Annotated in this window: 13 protein-coding genes; 6 read left to right on the top strand and 7 right to left on the bottom strand. The window is 42.1% G+C overall.

Translation table 11 applies throughout. From position 1 onward, the window contains the following. Positions 1 to 151: 151 nt before the first annotated feature. From A4S05_RS19140 to A4S05_RS19130, 3 genes are all read right to left on the bottom strand, one after another. The gene (locus A4S05_RS19140; protein ID WP_069071389.1) at positions 152 to 799 is read right to left on the bottom strand and encodes an HAD-IA family hydrolase; all 648 of its coding nucleotides are present in this window, start codon (positions 797 to 799) and stop codon (positions 152 to 154) included. Between the two features lie 301 nt (positions 800 to 1,100). Continuing rightward, positions 1,101 to 2,294 carry an NAD(P)/FAD-dependent oxidoreductase gene (locus A4S05_RS19135; protein WP_069071388.1) on the bottom strand — a complete coding sequence of 398 codons (1,194 nt, stop codon included), beginning with the start codon at positions 2,292 to 2,294 and terminating at the stop codon, positions 1,101 to 1,103. Positions 2,295 to 2,597: 303 nt separating this feature from the next. Beyond that, positions 2,598 to 3,746, bottom strand: a complete 1,149-nt coding sequence (locus A4S05_RS19130) for an alanine--glyoxylate aminotransferase family protein (protein ID WP_069071387.1) — start codon at positions 3,744 to 3,746, stop codon at positions 2,598 to 2,600. Positions 3,747 to 3,978: 232 nt separating this feature from the next. On the opposite strand from A4S05_RS19130, the gene A4S05_RS44240 reads away from it, so the two are divergent. After that, positions 3,979 to 4,077, top strand: coding sequence for a DUF1499 domain-containing protein (locus tag A4S05_RS44240; RefSeq protein WP_370684470.1), 99 nt, complete (start codon positions 3,979 to 3,981; stop codon positions 4,075 to 4,077). On the opposite strand, the gene A4S05_RS19125 is transcribed toward A4S05_RS44240, so the two are convergent. Continuing rightward, complete coding sequence (locus tag A4S05_RS19125; protein ID WP_069071386.1) at positions 4,070 to 6,376, bottom strand: PAS domain S-box protein; 2,307 nt, start codon at positions 6,374 to 6,376, stop codon at positions 4,070 to 4,072. The genes A4S05_RS44240 and A4S05_RS19125 overlap by 8 nt on opposite strands. Positions 6,377 to 6,628: 252 nt before the next feature. Then, positions 6,629 to 7,930, bottom strand: coding sequence for an adenylate/guanylate cyclase domain-containing protein (locus tag A4S05_RS19120; RefSeq protein ID WP_069071385.1), 1,302 nt, complete (start codon positions 7,928 to 7,930; stop codon positions 6,629 to 6,631). Between the two features lie 226 nt (positions 7,931 to 8,156). Between A4S05_RS19120 and A4S05_RS19110 the strand changes: the two genes are divergently transcribed. Both A4S05_RS19110 and A4S05_RS19105 read left to right on the top strand, forming a co-directional pair. Further along, positions 8,157 to 9,731, top strand: coding sequence for a DEAD/DEAH box helicase (locus A4S05_RS19110; RefSeq protein WP_069071383.1), 1,575 nt, complete (start codon positions 8,157 to 8,159; stop codon positions 9,729 to 9,731). Beyond that, positions 9,661 to 10,875: a DUF790 family protein gene (locus tag A4S05_RS19105; RefSeq protein ID WP_069071382.1), complete on the top strand. Its 1,215-nt coding sequence runs from the start codon at positions 9,661 to 9,663 to the stop codon at positions 10,873 to 10,875. Before A4S05_RS19110 ends, A4S05_RS19105 begins: the two co-directional genes overlap by 71 nt. 1,039 nt (positions 10,876 to 11,914) lie before the next feature. Here A4S05_RS19105 and A4S05_RS19100 read toward each other — a convergent pair. Both A4S05_RS19100 and A4S05_RS19095 read right to left on the bottom strand, forming a co-directional pair. Continuing rightward, positions 11,915 to 12,406 carry an orange carotenoid protein N-terminal domain-containing protein gene (locus A4S05_RS19100; protein WP_069071381.1) on the bottom strand — a complete coding sequence of 164 codons (492 nt, stop codon included), beginning with the start codon at positions 12,404 to 12,406 and terminating at the stop codon, positions 11,915 to 11,917. A gap of 331 nt (positions 12,407 to 12,737) precedes the next feature. Continuing rightward, complete coding sequence (locus A4S05_RS19095) at positions 12,738 to 13,148, bottom strand: DUF6335 family protein (RefSeq protein WP_370684469.1); 411 nt, start codon at positions 13,146 to 13,148, stop codon at positions 12,738 to 12,740. 341 nt (positions 13,149 to 13,489) lie between these two features. Here A4S05_RS19095 and A4S05_RS19090 point away from each other — a divergent pair, with 341 nt between their 5' ends. From A4S05_RS19090 to A4S05_RS19080, 3 genes are all read left to right on the top strand, one after another. Continuing rightward, a complete protein-coding gene (locus tag A4S05_RS19090; RefSeq protein ID WP_069071380.1) occupies positions 13,490 to 13,891 on the top strand; it encodes a DUF2267 domain-containing protein in 402 nt (133 codons plus the stop codon). A gap of 107 nt (positions 13,892 to 13,998) precedes the next feature. Next, positions 13,999 to 15,096: a DJ-1/PfpI/YhbO family deglycase/protease gene (locus A4S05_RS19085; protein WP_069071379.1), complete on the top strand. Its 1,098-nt coding sequence runs from the start codon at positions 13,999 to 14,001 to the stop codon at positions 15,094 to 15,096. Positions 15,097 to 15,232: 136 nt separating this feature from the next. Further along, the gene (locus tag A4S05_RS19080) at positions 15,233 to 15,931 is read left to right on the top strand and encodes an SRPBCC family protein (protein ID WP_069071378.1); all 699 of its coding nucleotides are present in this window, start codon (positions 15,233 to 15,235) and stop codon (positions 15,929 to 15,931) included. Positions 15,932 to 15,947: the final 16 nt, after the last annotated feature.

The following is a 15,947-nucleotide window of genomic DNA, read 5'->3' as shown; positions in this document are numbered from 1 at the left end:
AACCCCTACCCTTGAAAGGCAGGGGGCAGGAGGCAGGGGGCAGGAGGCAGAGGGCAGGGGGAGAGAAAGTCGTTTTGCAGGAGTGAAATTGGATAATTTATTTCTTGGAGTTCCCTAATAGAGAATGTTTTTATAGCCGTGGGAGCGTTCTTCAATTCCCCCGGTTGATCCAAACGCCTCTGAGTCCAGCTGCTTTAGCTGCATAATAGTCTTCTACAATGCTATCGCCGATATGCCACGCCGCCTCTGGGGAACATTTATGTTTATCTAAGGCAATGGCAAAAATTTGAGGATCGGGTTTAGCTGCACGTACCTGGGTAGAAATGGTGACGGAGGTAAAAAACTCTCTCAATCCCAAACTTTGTAATACTGAGTAAATCCGGGAATCAAAATTGGACAGCACCCCCAAGCTAACTCCCAACCGCCGCCAGTTGATTAAAGCTGGTAAGACATCGGGATAGACAAACCACGGTTCACCAGTGCCAAAGTGAATGTAAAGTTCACTAAAAAAAGCTGAAAAGTCAGAAAATTCCTTGAGAACACCTGCCCTTTCAAAAGTGTTCAGGGCAATTATCCGCCACCAATCAAACTCGCGCTGGGGAATATCTTGCAATTCTGCATCTGGGAATATCGGCGGCGGCGCTGCTTTAAAGCTTTCGATGAAGGCTGTATTCAATGTTTCGGCTGAAACTGTAACATCAAATTCCTGGGCTATCTGACTATAAACTTTGCCCACACTACCTTTGACATCGAAGAGTGTACCCACAGCATCTAAAAAAATAACTTTCGGTTGTTCCATTAAAGTTTGAAAATTTTGAATGTTGAATTTAGATTTTGGCTTGTTAAGAGCTTCTGTGGGTAGAGTCTAGCATCTGCTCAGTAGGTTGGCAGAAATAAAGCAAATAACCGTAAATTTGTTGGTTCTTTACCAACGCCCTTCAGGAGTGCTGAGTGCTGTTAGCCGTAGCGGGGCGTTTAGCCCGTGTTGAGTGCTGAGTGGTGCATCTCACTTCTTTACTCGGAACTGTTTTACCCAATGACCAATGACCAATGACCAATGACCAATGACCAATGACCAATGACAAATGACCAACCTAAAGTTACCGAGAAAGTGTTTCTATTATCGGACGGGCTAGCCAATTAAAACCAACTTTAAGCTGATGCTCTAAAGTTGGCAACCTATATAAATAGGCAACGCGACGGGCGACGTATGCCAAGGGCCCATCTAGTTTAATTCCCAAACCAGTGAGAGTGGCGTTGTCTATTCCTAATGCCATCATTTCTCCTAACTGTTGGTAATGAAAGGGAAGGATGGGGCGATTAGTTAGAGTTGCCCAGATATTCCAAGCAGTATAATCAGCTTGTTGAAAAGCTGCTTGTGCGGTAGCGGGGACTTGTTGTCCTTCAGCATCATGACAGTCTGCTAAATCTCCCAAGGCAAAGATTTCTGGATGATCAAGAACTTGCAGATTGGATGTAGTGGTGATTTGACCACGCTGATTTTGCTTGAGAGGAAGAGATTTTACTACGGGCGCAACCCTAGTTCCCACAGTCCAAATTACTAAATCTACGGGAATCGTGTCTAACTGGTTTTTGTACTCTAGGGAAATGCTATTTTGCTCGATTGATTCTACTTTGGTTTCTAAATCAAGAAACACACCACGGGTTTCTAAAGCTTTCTTTGCTGCTTCCCGGTTAAACTCTGGGGAAGTTCGCAAAATTTGATCGGCGATTTCAACAATCCGAAAGCGTCCTCTTTCGCCTAGTCGGTCGGCTAACTTACAGGCTAACTCTACACCACTGTAGCCAGCCCCAACGATCGCTACCCGAATTTTATCAGCATCCGATTCTTCTAAAAATCGCAAGCGTTCTTCTAAACGATAAGCATCAGAGATTGTCCGGAATGTGTAAGCGTAGGCTGCTGCACCAGGTACTAAATCTAGCGGTGTTTCACCTCCTAGCGCCAGCACTAAGCGGTCGTAAGGGATTTCCGGGCCTTCTTGTATATTTACCCGTTGCTGGTCGATGTCAATTCCAGACACAACCCCTTGATAAAAACGCACCCCTGTGCCTTGTAAAATTTCTTCAAAGGGTGGGGCAATTTCCCAGGTTTGCAGTTCGCCAGTGAGTAATTCGTAAAGTAAAGGAGAGAATAGGAAGCGATCGCTTTGATCTACTAGAACAATTTCGGGTTTTTGCGTAGATTCCCAAGGTAATTGGCTTAAGCGCAGGGCTGTGTAAAGACCACCAAAGCCTCCGCCAAGGATACAAATTCTAGAAGTTTGTTGAGTCATCTATTCTATCTGTGGAACAGTCAATACTAGTTGAGCAACTAACTTCAGGGTAACTGAAAGTTTAGATTTCAAAACCCTTCATTTGTATAAAGGTTCCCATATTTTTATCAAGAAAGGCAGAGGGCAGTTCTGAAGGAAGTCATGAGGAATAAAGCTTCCAGCACGTGATCGGAGCAAACTTGGGTTTAAGACAAGAACACCAAATTTTTATTTGGTGGCTTTTATTCAGGAGGGTACTGAATCCCCAACTGAGGTAAGACATTCTGCCCCCTGCCCCCTGCCTCCTGCCTCCTGCCCCCTTCCCTACTTAGGTAAAACCTGTCGTAGTGCTGCTAAAAGTTGGTCAACACTTTCTTTACGACTATTAAAGCCCATCAATCCCACGCGCCAGACTTTACCCGCAAGTTCACCAAGACCACCGCCAATTTCAATATTATGTTCATTGAGTAACTGCCGTGCGATCGCTTTCCCATCTACCCCTGCTGGTATGCAAACAGTGGTCAGCGTTGGTAATCTATACTCTTGCTCAACGTGCATACTCAGCCCTAAACTCTCCAAGCCCTCCCAGAGATACTCTACGTTCTTTTGATGCCGCTGCCAGGAATTTGCTAACCCCTCTTCTGCAAGCAAACGTAGTGCTTCCCGCAATGCATAGTATAAATTAATGGGTGCTGTATGGTGATAGGTGCGTTCAGTACCCCAATACTTGCCCAGCAACAACATATCTAAATACCAGTTTGCAACTTTCGTTGGGCGCTGTTGCAATTTCTCAACTGCACGCGCACTCATGGTAAAGGGCGAAGCACCAGGGGGGCAACCCAACCCTTTTTGGCTACAACTATAGGCGAGGTCAACTCCCCAAGCATCTAAAAACAACGGGACACCACCCAGACTTGTCACCGTATCTATTAACAGCAAAGTGCCAAATTCATGACACAAATCAGCGACCCCTTCCAACGGTTGACGTGCGCCAGTGGAGGTTTCAGCATGAACTAAAGCTAAAATAGCTGGACGATGGGTTTTTAGGGCAGTTTGGAGTTCATCGAGGTTGAAAACTTGTCCCCAAGGTTTGGTAATAGTTCGCACATCAGCACCATATCGTCCAGCCATATCCACGAGACGATTACCGAAGTAGCCAGCGACACCAATCAAAACCACATCACCAGGTTCTACAGCATTGGCGATGGTTGCTTCCATTGCCGCTGTTCCCGTACCGCTGACTGCAATGGTGAGTGGGTTTTCTGTTTGCCAGACGTAGCGTAGCAACGACTGAATTTCATCCATGAGTGCGAGAAAAGCTGGGTCAAGATGCCCAACAGGCGAGGTATTCATCGCTTGGAGAACTGTGGGATGGGCATTGGATGGCCCAGGGCCCAACAGCAGACGGGATGGGATTTCTAGCGGTTTGAGTTGCAAGCGCCCAGAGTCGTTGATTGAAATTGTTTGCGTCATAATCTGTCTTCGCCTAGACGATACTTACCGGATCATATAGGAATCCGATTTCATTCCTGAACTTACTTGTGTAATGAGGAAATAGGAAAGAAGCAATATGTACACTCACCGAAAGTCAAGATTATTTATATGCCAATACAGTTCAGAATGAGCAACAAAACCCTTGTAGAGACGGCGATTCATCGCGTCTTCAAAGACAAATTATCTACACCACTAACCTTAACCCAAGCGTATTGATTTATATGCAGAATTTAAAAGTGCTTTACTGGGATTTGTGGATGATGCAGAATTCTACCTAAGAGTTTGCTCCTCCTGCCTCCATCCTAAATAGCTTTCATTGGCAGACTGATAACGAATGTCGCTCCCTGTCCAATTCCTGGACTTTCGGCCGAGACAGTGCCACCGTGTAATTCTACCAAGTGACGGACGATCGCTAATCCTAATCCTAATCCACCATGCGATCGCGTGGTGGAACTGTCAGCTTGACGAAAGCGTTCAAATACATGGGGTAGGAATTCGGCAGCAATTCCCCCTCCCGTATCACTCACCCGAATTTGTACGTAAGATTCAATCCGCTCTAATTGCACATCAACTCTTCCGCCCTTGGGTGTAAACTTGACGGCATTAGAGAGCAAATTCCACACAACCTGTTGCAAGCGGTTGGCATCACCCACAACTACCTCTACTTCCGGGTCGAATCTACAGTTAATGCTAATCTCTTTCGCCTGGGCTGCTGGGTACACAGTATCGATTGCCGCCTCTACAAGTGGTACAAGTTTTACCCGATTCATACTTAGATTGAGAGTGCCTCTAATAATCCGTGACACATCTAGAACATCTTCAATCAGTTGCGCCAGAGATTTAGTGTTCCGCTCAATTGTCTCTAGTGCGCGACCAGTCATAGTTTCATCAAACTTGCGAGTTCTAAGTAGCTGTGCCCAGCCCAGGATAGCGTTTAGTGGTGTACGGAGTTCATGGGAGAGTGTGGCCAGAAACTCATCCTTCATGCGGCTTGCTGCTTCTGCATCGGCGCGTGCTGCTTGTTCGCGCTCAAGGAGTAATTCGCGTTCTTGCTCTGCTAACTTATGAAGTGTAATATCTGTAATTAGGGCAACAAATCCTGCAACTTTTCCCTGCTGATTAAACTGGGGAATATAAGTAACATTCATGTAATGGTTTGTGCCATCTTTATGAGGTAATTGGGTTTCATAAGTTACCTGCTCTCCTGAGAGTACTGTTTCTACATAAGGGAGAATTGACTGATAAACCGACTCTCCCAAAATTTCTCTAATGTGTTTACCAGAAATTTCCGAAGCAGGAAGCCCAAACCAGTGTTCATATCCTTTGTTATTAAAGCGATAACGCTGCTCACCATCAACATAAGAAATCTGGACGGGTACAGCGTTTGTAATCAGGCGCAGTTCATCTTCTCGTTGACGCAGTGCTGTTTCTGCTCTTTTGTATTCTGTGATGTCGCGTTGAGTTCCCCACGCTCTAACTAAAAGGCCATTTTCGACAACTCCCACCAGATTATTCAAAAAATATTTAGAATTACCTTGCTTATCTATTTCGTGGGATTCTGCATCGATTAGTCGGTAGTTAGAACGGATAAAATTACGCAGGTATGCAATATTATGTGGATCGGAGGCAACAAGAAAATCTCCTAGTCTGACGCCGATAATTTCTTCGGCACGAGAACAGCCATACATCTGCGCCATAACATTGTTGCATTCTGCCAGATAAACATATTGGTAAAAATGTTCAATTTGTGCATCTTCTGGACAATCTACTGAAATTGGTACTTCCAGTTCGATGCACCAAATACCTTCTGAACTATGCTCTAAAAAAGTGCGGTAGCGTTCTTCGCTTTTAGAAAGGGCAAGCTCTGCTTGTTTGCGTTGACTTAAATCAAGTACAAAAGAGATAATTTCGTTAGGATTATTTTCTAACAAAGCAGAACCTAACAGGATAGGAACGCGACTGTTATCTTTGCGGATGTATTCGTTCTCAAAGGGCTGACATACACCTTTGGTTGTGAGTTCTGCGTAGGCGTAGCCCGCCGTAGGCATCGCACTGTTGTTAGCTTCAATATATTCTGGTGGTATCATATCGCGCCATTGGACTCGCCCTGCTTGCAAATCCTCCTGGGAATAACCTACCATCCGTAAAAAAGCATCATTAGCCTCTGCGATCGCTCCATCCATATTGGTTACAATTACCCCAATAATGTTGGACTCTATCAACCTTCTAAACCTTGCCTCGCTCACCTGTAGCTTCTGCAAACTCGTTTGAAGATGTTGTTTGGCAGTGCGTAACTCTGAGTTCAGCAAATTAATAATTGTTGTCACAACCACAAATAAGCCTAACCGCAGTATGTTGTCTAGACTTGCAACCAGGAGCGAAAACACTGGCTCTAAGAAAAAGTAGCTGACGGCTAAAGTAGACAAAGCAGTAGCCAGCAACCCTGCTTCCATGCCGCCATACCAGGCACTAACCGCCACGGCAGCAAAAAACAGCAGGAAAATACTTGATTTCAGTAATGGCTGTAGCAATAGTGTTAGTAGCAATACGCTACCAACAGCCAATAGTGCCACAGCATAGGGTGCTAGAAGGGAACGTGTTCCTTTCAATTTAGCTTCTCCTTATATGCAGCTAGCTAAAGGATTATTCCCAAAATCAGCTAGAAAATGCGTAGGCAAGCTTGTCGTAGACATCGCTCAACATCTATTATGCATCGAAAAAATACACACCTAAGCAGTTGCTTGCTGCGAATCTATCTAAAGTAGTAAAATAGAGTTTTAGCAAAGGTTGAATAAGCTGATAATTGTCGCTCTAATTGTATATGTCTTATTTTGGAGTTTCCGTCAAAAAGTATAGATTTATTAAGTTTTGAAATTAATTCCCTTGAGTATATAGGTCATCATTTCACCTTTACCTTTCACCTGAATTAAACCTCGTTTTTCCAAAAAGTATTTATCCTTTAAAAGCTGATAACTTGCTTCACAAACCTGGATACTACCTGCAATACCATGCGATTCCATTCTACTTGCCGTATTGACTGTATCTCCCCAAAGGTCATAGGCAAACTTTTTCAGCCCAATCACCCCTGCGACTACTGGCCCTGTACTAATGCCAACGCGGATGCAAAAGGATTGGTTATTTTCTTCATTAAATGTAGCTACAGCCTTTTGCATATCCAAGGCCATATTAGCTATTGCTGGAGCATGATTGTTAGACTGATTTGGCAACCCTGCAACAGCCATATATGCATCGCCAATAGTTTTGATTTTCTCTACCCCGTGACGTTCTGCCAATTGGTCGAACAAACAGAATATTGTATTTAATAGCTCGACTAATTCCGCAGGAGATGTCCGACTTGAAAGTTCTGTAAAGCCAACAATATCGGCAAATAGCACCGTAACTTCTAGAAAACTATCGGCAATAGTTGTCGGTTGTTGTTTTAATTGTTCCGCAATCATCTCTGGCAGAATATTTAATAGTAGACGTTCTGATTTGTACTGCGCTAGTTCCATTGCTTTACGGGCGTAAAATTCTTTTTTTCGCAAGCGCTCGTATAAATAGACAGAGAAGACACAAATCATGCAAGTCCAAAATAAATATAAACCCTGCTCAATGTAGAAAGCTGATGGATGGGTTAATTGGGGACTATACAATAAATATAAAACTAAATAGCAAATAATTGTGCCTATTTGTGATATTAAATGTAACCACCATTGTACTGGAACGATTGTAGCCTGAGTGAGAAACATCAGAGTCCAGATATTACTTCTAGGTTCTAGATTATTAAACAGCAAAGCTACATCAATTTGGACGGCACAAGTTACAGACCAGCATAAACTCAAAAAAATTAAATTTGGGTAACGACTACCTATAGAGGTTTTACATAAACCCCAACAAATGAGCGTGAATAATTCTACTACAATACCGATTTTAAAGGCATATATCTTGCCTTGTAATTGGGAATTTGCCCATAGAAAAAAAGCGATTAAAGTCAAGCCAGATACCAACATAATCTGTGCCTGTAATTGCAGCCGTTTCAGCAAAAAACTCTGTCGCTGTTCTTTGTAGGATTCGGCAAGGTTATTGTTGGTTTGCCGATAGGACATTCCGTGACTAATGAGCGCATCGAGTTGGTTTTTGTCGGAATCAATTGGATGAATCATGCACTTTTTGCGTTATTAGTAATCAAGGGAGTGGGGACTGGGTACTGGGTACTGGGTACTGGGTACTGGGTTCTGGGTACTGGGTGCTGGGTTCTGGAGGCTAGGAACTTGCGGACTAGTTTTCCTATACCTAATTTTCAATATCCAATCCCCAATCCCTAGTCCCCAATCCCCAGTCCCCAATCCCCAGTCCCCAGTCCCCAATCCCCAATCCCCAGTCCCCAAAATGGCTCGTACCCCTACATTAAATTTTGATCGTGGCACATTAATTCTCCATCCACCACCACGTGGCAAAGGTTGGATGGACTATGCGACGTGGGATGATAGAGTTGAAAAATTCCGTATTCCAGCAATTAGATACCGATCGCTAGTGGAAGCACTACAAGCGGAAGATGTTTATTTTATCGATGAGGCGAAGGAATTCTATCCTGTAGACTTGGTTCCCACTCTGGAAATGGAACCCTATCCCCACCAAACTGAGGCGCTAGCGGCTTGGAAACTGGCGGGTAGGCAGGGGGTTGTTGTGCTGCCTACGGCGGCGGGAAAGACTTATTTGGCGCAAATGGCGATGCAGTCAACGCCGCGCACGACGCTGATTGTAGTGCCAACTTTAGATTTAATGCATCAATGGTATGCACACTTAGTAGCGGCTTTCCCCGATGCTGAGGTGGGATTGCTGGGAGGCGGTTCGCGGGATAGAACGGCTATCTTAGTTGCAACTTATGATAGTGCAGCAATTCACGCTGAGACGTTGGGTAATCAATATGCGTTGATTGTTTTTGACGAATGTCATCATTTACCCACAGATTTTAATCGGGTGATTGCTGAATATGCGATCGCACCTTATCGCTTGGGACTCTCCGCGACACCAGAACGCACCGATGGCAAACACGCTGACTTAAATATCCTCATTGGTCAAGAAGTATATCGCAAACGCGCCGAAGATTTGGCGGGAAAAGCCTTAGCAGATCATGAAATTGTCCAAATTAAGGTAAAGTTATCGCAACTTGAGCGGGAAAGATACAACCAATTAATTCAAACCCGCAATGACTTTTTGAAGCAATCCAAGATTTCTTTAGGGAGTCTGCAAGGTTGGCAAATGTTCGTACAAATGAGTGCTAGATCGCAATCTGGACGGAGAGCGATGTTAGCGCATCGAGAAGCGAAAGATATTGCTTTGGGTACTGATGGTAAATTGCGAATTCTAATTAATTTATTAGCAGAACATTATCCGGCAAGAATTTTGATTTTTACTGCTGATAATGCAACAGTTTATCGGATTTCTCAAGAGTTGCTAATTCCGGCAATTACTCATCAAACTCCTGTGAAAGAACGGCATGAAATATTAACAAAGTTTCGAGAGGGTCAATATAATACTTTGGTTGCTTCTCATGTGTTGAATGAAGGGGTAGATGTGCCGGCGGCAACTGTTGCAATTATTTTATCGGGAACTGGTTCGGCTAGGGAGTATACTCAGCGATTGGGGAGGATTTTACGGAAGGGGAATATTGAGAATAAACAGGCGATTTTATATGAAGTAGTGGCGGAGGATACGAGTGAAGAAGGGACTTCGGCTAGGCGAAGGGGGGAGAGGAAAGTAGAGGGAGAAAAGAAAGGAAAGTTACAGGTTGTGTATGGGAGTGGGAAGGAAAAAAGTTTGAAGGCTGCGGAACAGATAGAAATTAATTATTCAACCGGAAATCCAAAATCTAAAATCCAAAATTCAGCAGATGTTACCGACAGATTTACTGATGCATCGCCAAAACGGCGAGGAGATCATTCCGAAGAGACTGAAGATTGATCAAAAAACTTCGGAGTTGGCGATTGAGTTAATTAATTATTTTCAATCAGCAGTGGGGAAAACTCAGGGTGTACTTGAGCGACAGCTGACTGACTTTGAAGGAGATTCAACAGATTATCGGGTGAAACGGGGATTAGCTTATATTCTTAAAAGTAGTTTTTGCACTTTTGAAGTGGTTAGTCCTCTGGAACCACAAATGTTAAGGGAACGAGTGTTTTCTCTAGCTGCAAAGTCTGTTTCTAGTCGAGAATCAACACAAGTTACTCTGAGTAAAATTGCTGATGAATTAACTCAAGAACTTGAGCGGGAAGTTTTAACAGAACAAGTTCGGAATGGATTATATGCTGATTTATCTGAAAATAAAATTTTGACTGTTTTTGATGCACCAACAGCACCAGATTTGTTAAATCGATATAACTTATCTCAGGTGCAGGGTGTATTTTATAAAGCCAGTCAACTTGTATTAAATGCTCACCGGAATGTTCCGGGAGAATATAAGCTATTATTTCGCTACCTAAAGTTGTTTCAATTGATGGCTTATATTGAGGGTGATGCTGACCACGGGTTTACAATTACCATTGATGGGCCGACGAGCTTGTTTAATCCTAGTACACGATATGGGTTAGCGATCGCAAAACTTATCCCCGCCTTACTGCACGTTACTAAATGGAGTCTTTCTTCCATTCTCAAAACCCGCGACGCTTATACAAATAGTTGGAAAACTGGACGTTTCACCCTCAATTCCGAATGTGGTTTAGTATCGCACTATCCACCGGGAAAGCCTTACGATAGTATGCTAGAAGCATCCTTTGCTGATAAATGGGATGCGTTGAAAAGTGGTTGGGCATTAGAGCGAGAAGTTGATTTGATACCAATCCCTGGTAGTGTGATGATTCCCGATTTTCGCTTAGTGCATCCTGATGGACGCACTTTCTTATTAGAAATTGTTGGGTATTGGCGACCTGAATATTTACAAAAAAAGTTTTCTCAGGTACGGCGGGCTGGACGTGATGACTTAATTTTGGCAATTTCCGAACGACTGAATTTAGAAAAAGCGGGAGTCAAATTAAATGATGTCCCCGCCAGAATTGTTTGGTTTAAAGATAAATTATTACCAAAAGCTGTGTTAGCTGTGATGGATTAACTCATCTCACGGCTACGAAAAATCCCAAGTCTTTCCGACACGCTGCTGTGAATGCTCCTTTTGGTAAATACAGAAATCATACTTAGAAAATAGATATCTTGCGACAATTTATGTTGGCAGTGTATCTATTTACCTTATGGTGAATGTATCATAAGTTAAGTATTAAATAACTCTGAATACTATTTAGCGATCGCCTTTATTTAAAGAGTTAAATATTGAGATATATAGCTTTCATCGATCAACACATTTATCAGCCATAATAACTTATGGTAAATTAGTTACCAATCTTGTGTTTTCCATAGAGATTATTTGGTGCTAAATTTGAATAAATTAATTAAATATCCAATGTAAAAAAATTAACTATTCTTCTTACTTATCTATATAATTTTAAACATTTAAATTTAGATAAAAAACTCAAAAAAGATAGAATATTAATATAACTAAAGTATATTTAAACCAACCAAAAGGCAGATTAAATAAACTATAATTACTTTTAATATATTGAGTACAAAACAAAGGGCGTTACGACTGTAGGGTGCAACTTACCTAAAGACATAGGTGATCGCAGAGTAAGAGTTTTAGTTTTTACTCTGTGTTTATTTATCAAAAAAAATAAAGAAGCCAGCCGTCAAAATTCAGCTTTATATCAAGCAACTGGCTAGTAGTATAGAAGCTTTAAGATGATGTTTAAAAAGTCCTCTTGTCAGTAGTAAAACGTTCTAGATCCCCCTAAATCCCCCGATAAATTGGGGGACTTTGACTCCGGTTCCCCTCTTTTTTAAGGCTACCGTGTATACACAAGTTGAATTACCCCCCTTAATCCCCCCTTGTAAAGGAGGGAAACCGGAAAATCTTGTTCCCTCCCCTTTGCAAGGGGAGGGTTAGGGTGGGGTAAAACTGACGCATAAACCAGGTGAGTAAACTACTTCAGACTTGTGTATACACCGTAGCTTTTTAAGGGGTTAGGGGGGATCTAAAGTGCCTAAAGTTACAGAGAAATGCTTTTCAAACATCCTCTAACAACATCGTCATTCAAAAACTAAATTTCGGCACCTGCTTTTGATTCAGCACCCATTGGCGAAACATAATCGCGGAAAAGAGTAATCTGTTGCTCAAATTCTAATCCTTGAATTCTGCCAAACAACGCTTTAGCTTCTGAAGAAAGTTGATAATCATCAGGCATGGGAATAATAGTGGCATTTTCCATACCTTGAGATAATCGATACCAAAACAGTAGCTTGGTAGTATCACCCAAAGAACCATATTCACGAGAAATTTGGGTATCCACTTTATTAATCAAATCACGCTGAACTTGTAATTGTTGTTCGTGAGACAATTCCTTAACTTGATTAAACAAACCTTCAGCGATTTCTGAAGAAGCAGTGCTAGCACCAGGAGCGGCTGGCGTAATTGAACCGCCTATTTCTTTATAGATAAACCAAAATAAAGCGAGTTGTTGATCCACATTTAAGTTTTGCCAAGCCTGAGTATGTTCACGAATAGTTGGGTCGTTAGTTTGTGTGTATGTCATGATTAACTCCAATTACATTTACCAGTACTATTAGCAACATTAACAAATGTATATTTGTACTTTTAACCTACTGAAGACAGATGTCTTGGAATCATAGAGAAGAAAAATTTTTAGCCCTTTATTAAAAGCATTACAGTTAAATAATCATCCAAAATCAACAGCCAAAATAATACTTGGCAGTGGAAAGTTAAATAAATTAGCAGTTGGAATACTAATTTATTTAGAGATTTTCAAGAGCTATTTCCGTGGATAGATGTTAATTTTATTTTGGCAGTACTTAGAAAAGCACTGCCTAATTTAGAGGCATCCAATTTATGAATGTAGATTGAGCTTATTCTCGCCGATTTTGATAATCTTCAGAAGACTTTGGATCTAACTCCCAGCGATCGCCATCACGTTCCTCTAAAATATCATTGGTATGCAGAAACTCAGAATCATCCATTTTTAGCCCCACTGCGGCTCCTATATCCTCAGTTACATTTTGATCGGGAGTAGAAGCAGTACCACCAACAGCCTCATCTCCAACTGCATCTGCATCTTGCCAATAAGCATCAACATCTCCACCAGTGAGTTCAGGACTAGTTTCTGTATACTCCTGTCTTTGTGCTGCCATTGAGCGCCCGCCAATATTGTATCCCGGCAAGTCTTTCACACCAGTACCGTAAGATTCGGTAATTTCTTCTGGCAAATCATTGCTTTTATTTCCGTCATGATGATTTTTTTCTGCCATGATACTAGCCATTTTCTGCATTATCACAATAACGTTTTCCTGTCACAAACTTGTCTAACTAGAGATGTATAGCTAATAAAATAATCTATCCCCTGGGAACGAAGCTAAACTAGCGATCGCGCAATAAGATTGTAAATATGAATTCATGGTCAAGCAACTTGTAGTTGAAGTTTTTAGTTATGAGTTAGGAGTTATTAAACCGAAACTATTCAGTAGCTAATTTCTGACTCATAACTATTTTATTCAGAAAAAATAAAAATTTAAGTTTAGCATTTTAACTTTTATTGATGTTTTAAAACACCTGAATGCTAAACAACAAGATATTCAATAATTTTGAGCAGCGGAGGTACACAGTGGAATACGACGAGTTCATTACACACGTACAAAGCCTTGCCCAATCAGATTCTCGTGAAGAGGCAGAACGTGCTACCCGTGCCACATTAGAAACCCTTAAAGAACGGATAGCTGGTGATGAAGCACAAGAACTAGCTGCAAATTTGCCCCAACAATTAGGCGATTATTTGCGAGGAAGAGAAGGAGATAGTGGTAAGACCTTCAACTTGCAAGAGTTTATTACGCGTGCAAGTCAAAAAGAAAATATAGAACCAACCACAGCGGCAATTCACGTCCGGGCTGTATTTGCAGTGTTGCAAAATGCCATTAGCCCAGAAAAATTTGCGGCTTTCCACGCCTATTTTTCTCACGACTATGAAGAATTATTTACTATTTCACCAACAGGTGAAGTACCCGCATAGTAGGAAAATCAAAATTTGTCTTCTTAAAACTCCTGGCTGTTAAACTGTCCTGATCGATAAATATTGTAGCTAGTTAAATACTAGAAATAAACAGGTAATACCATTTTATGACTGACCATAACAATCATTCCGGTAAGAAAAAAGTTGCCATCCTCATTGAACAAGCAGTAGAGGATGCGGAATTTACAGTTCCTTATAATGGACTGAAACAAGCAGGAATGGAGGTAGTAATCCTCGGTTCCCGAATGAATGAAAAATATAAGGGTAAACGCGGCAAACTTAGCATCCAAGCTGATGGTACTACAACAGAAGCGATCGCAGCTGAATTCGATGCAGTGCTGATTCCCGGTGGTATGGCTCCCGACAAAATGCGACGCAACCCCAACACAGTACGCTTTGTACAAGAGGCTATACAACAAGGAAAATTAGTGGCTGCGGTTTGTCACGGGCCACAAGTTTTGATTGAAGGCGACTTACTCAAAGGTAAACAAGCCACTGGGTTTAGCGCTATTGCTAAAGACATGATTAACGCTGGCGCAAATTATGTCGATGAGCCGGTGGTAGTTGACGGAAATTTGATTACATCTCGTGAACCCGGAGACTTGGCAATTTTCACCACAGCTATTTTGAGCCGTTTGGGTTATGGTGGCAAAGATGCTGCATTGCCAAATGAAAAAGATACAACTGCTGAATGGTGGAAACTGGCTGATGCTTGGGGTGGCTCAACTAAAGGTGATATTAGCAGAGGTTTAAATACTGCCCTTACTGGTGAACGTTATTCACTGGAAGCATTGGATAAGTACTTTGAAAAGGAATCAGATAGCCAAATCAAATCACTTTTTCAAGAGATGATTGGTAATAAACAACGCCACATTGAAAAGCTAGAAACCTATCTTCAGCTATTGGGTGAGAAACCCTCTTTAGGAGCAAATATTGCCAATCAGTATGCCAAAGTGAAAACTGCCTTGACAGGAAGCGATGACATATATCAGTTGCGTTCTGCTTTAGGAGATGTACAAACTGGTATCGGCGATATTGGCAATTTGTGTGCAACCTACACTGACCCAGTAGCAACTGCTATTTTCAAAGAAATTTACCACGATTTATTGAAATACGAACAGCAATTAGTAGAGTTGTATCGAGCGCGGATAGATGCTCAGATTCAGCCTCCTAAGCCGACTACAGGGGCCGCTGTATCAATGTAACGGAAGGAACCGAACCGCAGAGGCGCAGTCTGTCTACGACACGCTACGCAAAGGTAGAGAAGAATGCAGAGACAGAAACAAGAAAGTTTAGTTTTTGCGCCTCTGTGGTTAATTTACTGTGATGGAGAGATAAAAAGTGACTTCAACATCAGGTGATAAACTGACCACCAGTCAGCATGAAGCTAGTGAAGTAGAGCGTTGGGCATCTCTCATTGGTGGCGGTGCAATGGTGCTGATGGGTTTAAAGCAAGGTTCTTTACGGGGAGCGCTAACGGCTTTAGCAGGTGGCGGTTTGATTTATCAAGGTGCAACCAAGCAAAGCACAATCCAGCAAGCACAAGAAGCAATAGGGATAAACCAACCCATCAAAGTTGAAAAGACGGTAACAATTAATAAATCGGCAGAAGAATTGTATCGTTTTTGGCACAACTTTGAGAATCTGCCCACATTTATGAAACATCTTAAATCTGTCAAGGTGTACAACGAAAAACGTTCTCATTGGGTAGCCAATGCACCTTTAGATAACAGCGTGGAATGGGATGCAGAAATTCTCGAAGACCGGGAAAACGAATTTATTTCTTGGGCTTCTGTGGAAGGGGCAGATATTGATAATTCTGGTTTTGTCCGCTTTAAAAAAGCACCAGTCGAGCGCGGAACGGAAGTAAAAATTGTCTTGGAGTATAACCCACCAGGTGGAGCATTGGGAGCTACCGTAGCTAAACTTTTTGGTGAGGAACCAGAACAGCAAATTGATGATGAATTGCGCCGCTTTAAAATGCTCATGGAAGCAGGCGAAATTGCCACAACGCAAGGTCAATCTTCTGGACATCATTAGTTTTACCCAATGCCTG

This window comes from Nostoc sp. KVJ20 (genome assembly GCF_001712795.1).
Classification (GTDB): Bacteria; Cyanobacteriota; Cyanobacteriia; order Cyanobacteriales; family Nostocaceae; genus Nostoc.
This window is presented reverse-complemented; position numbering and strand designations above follow the sequence as displayed.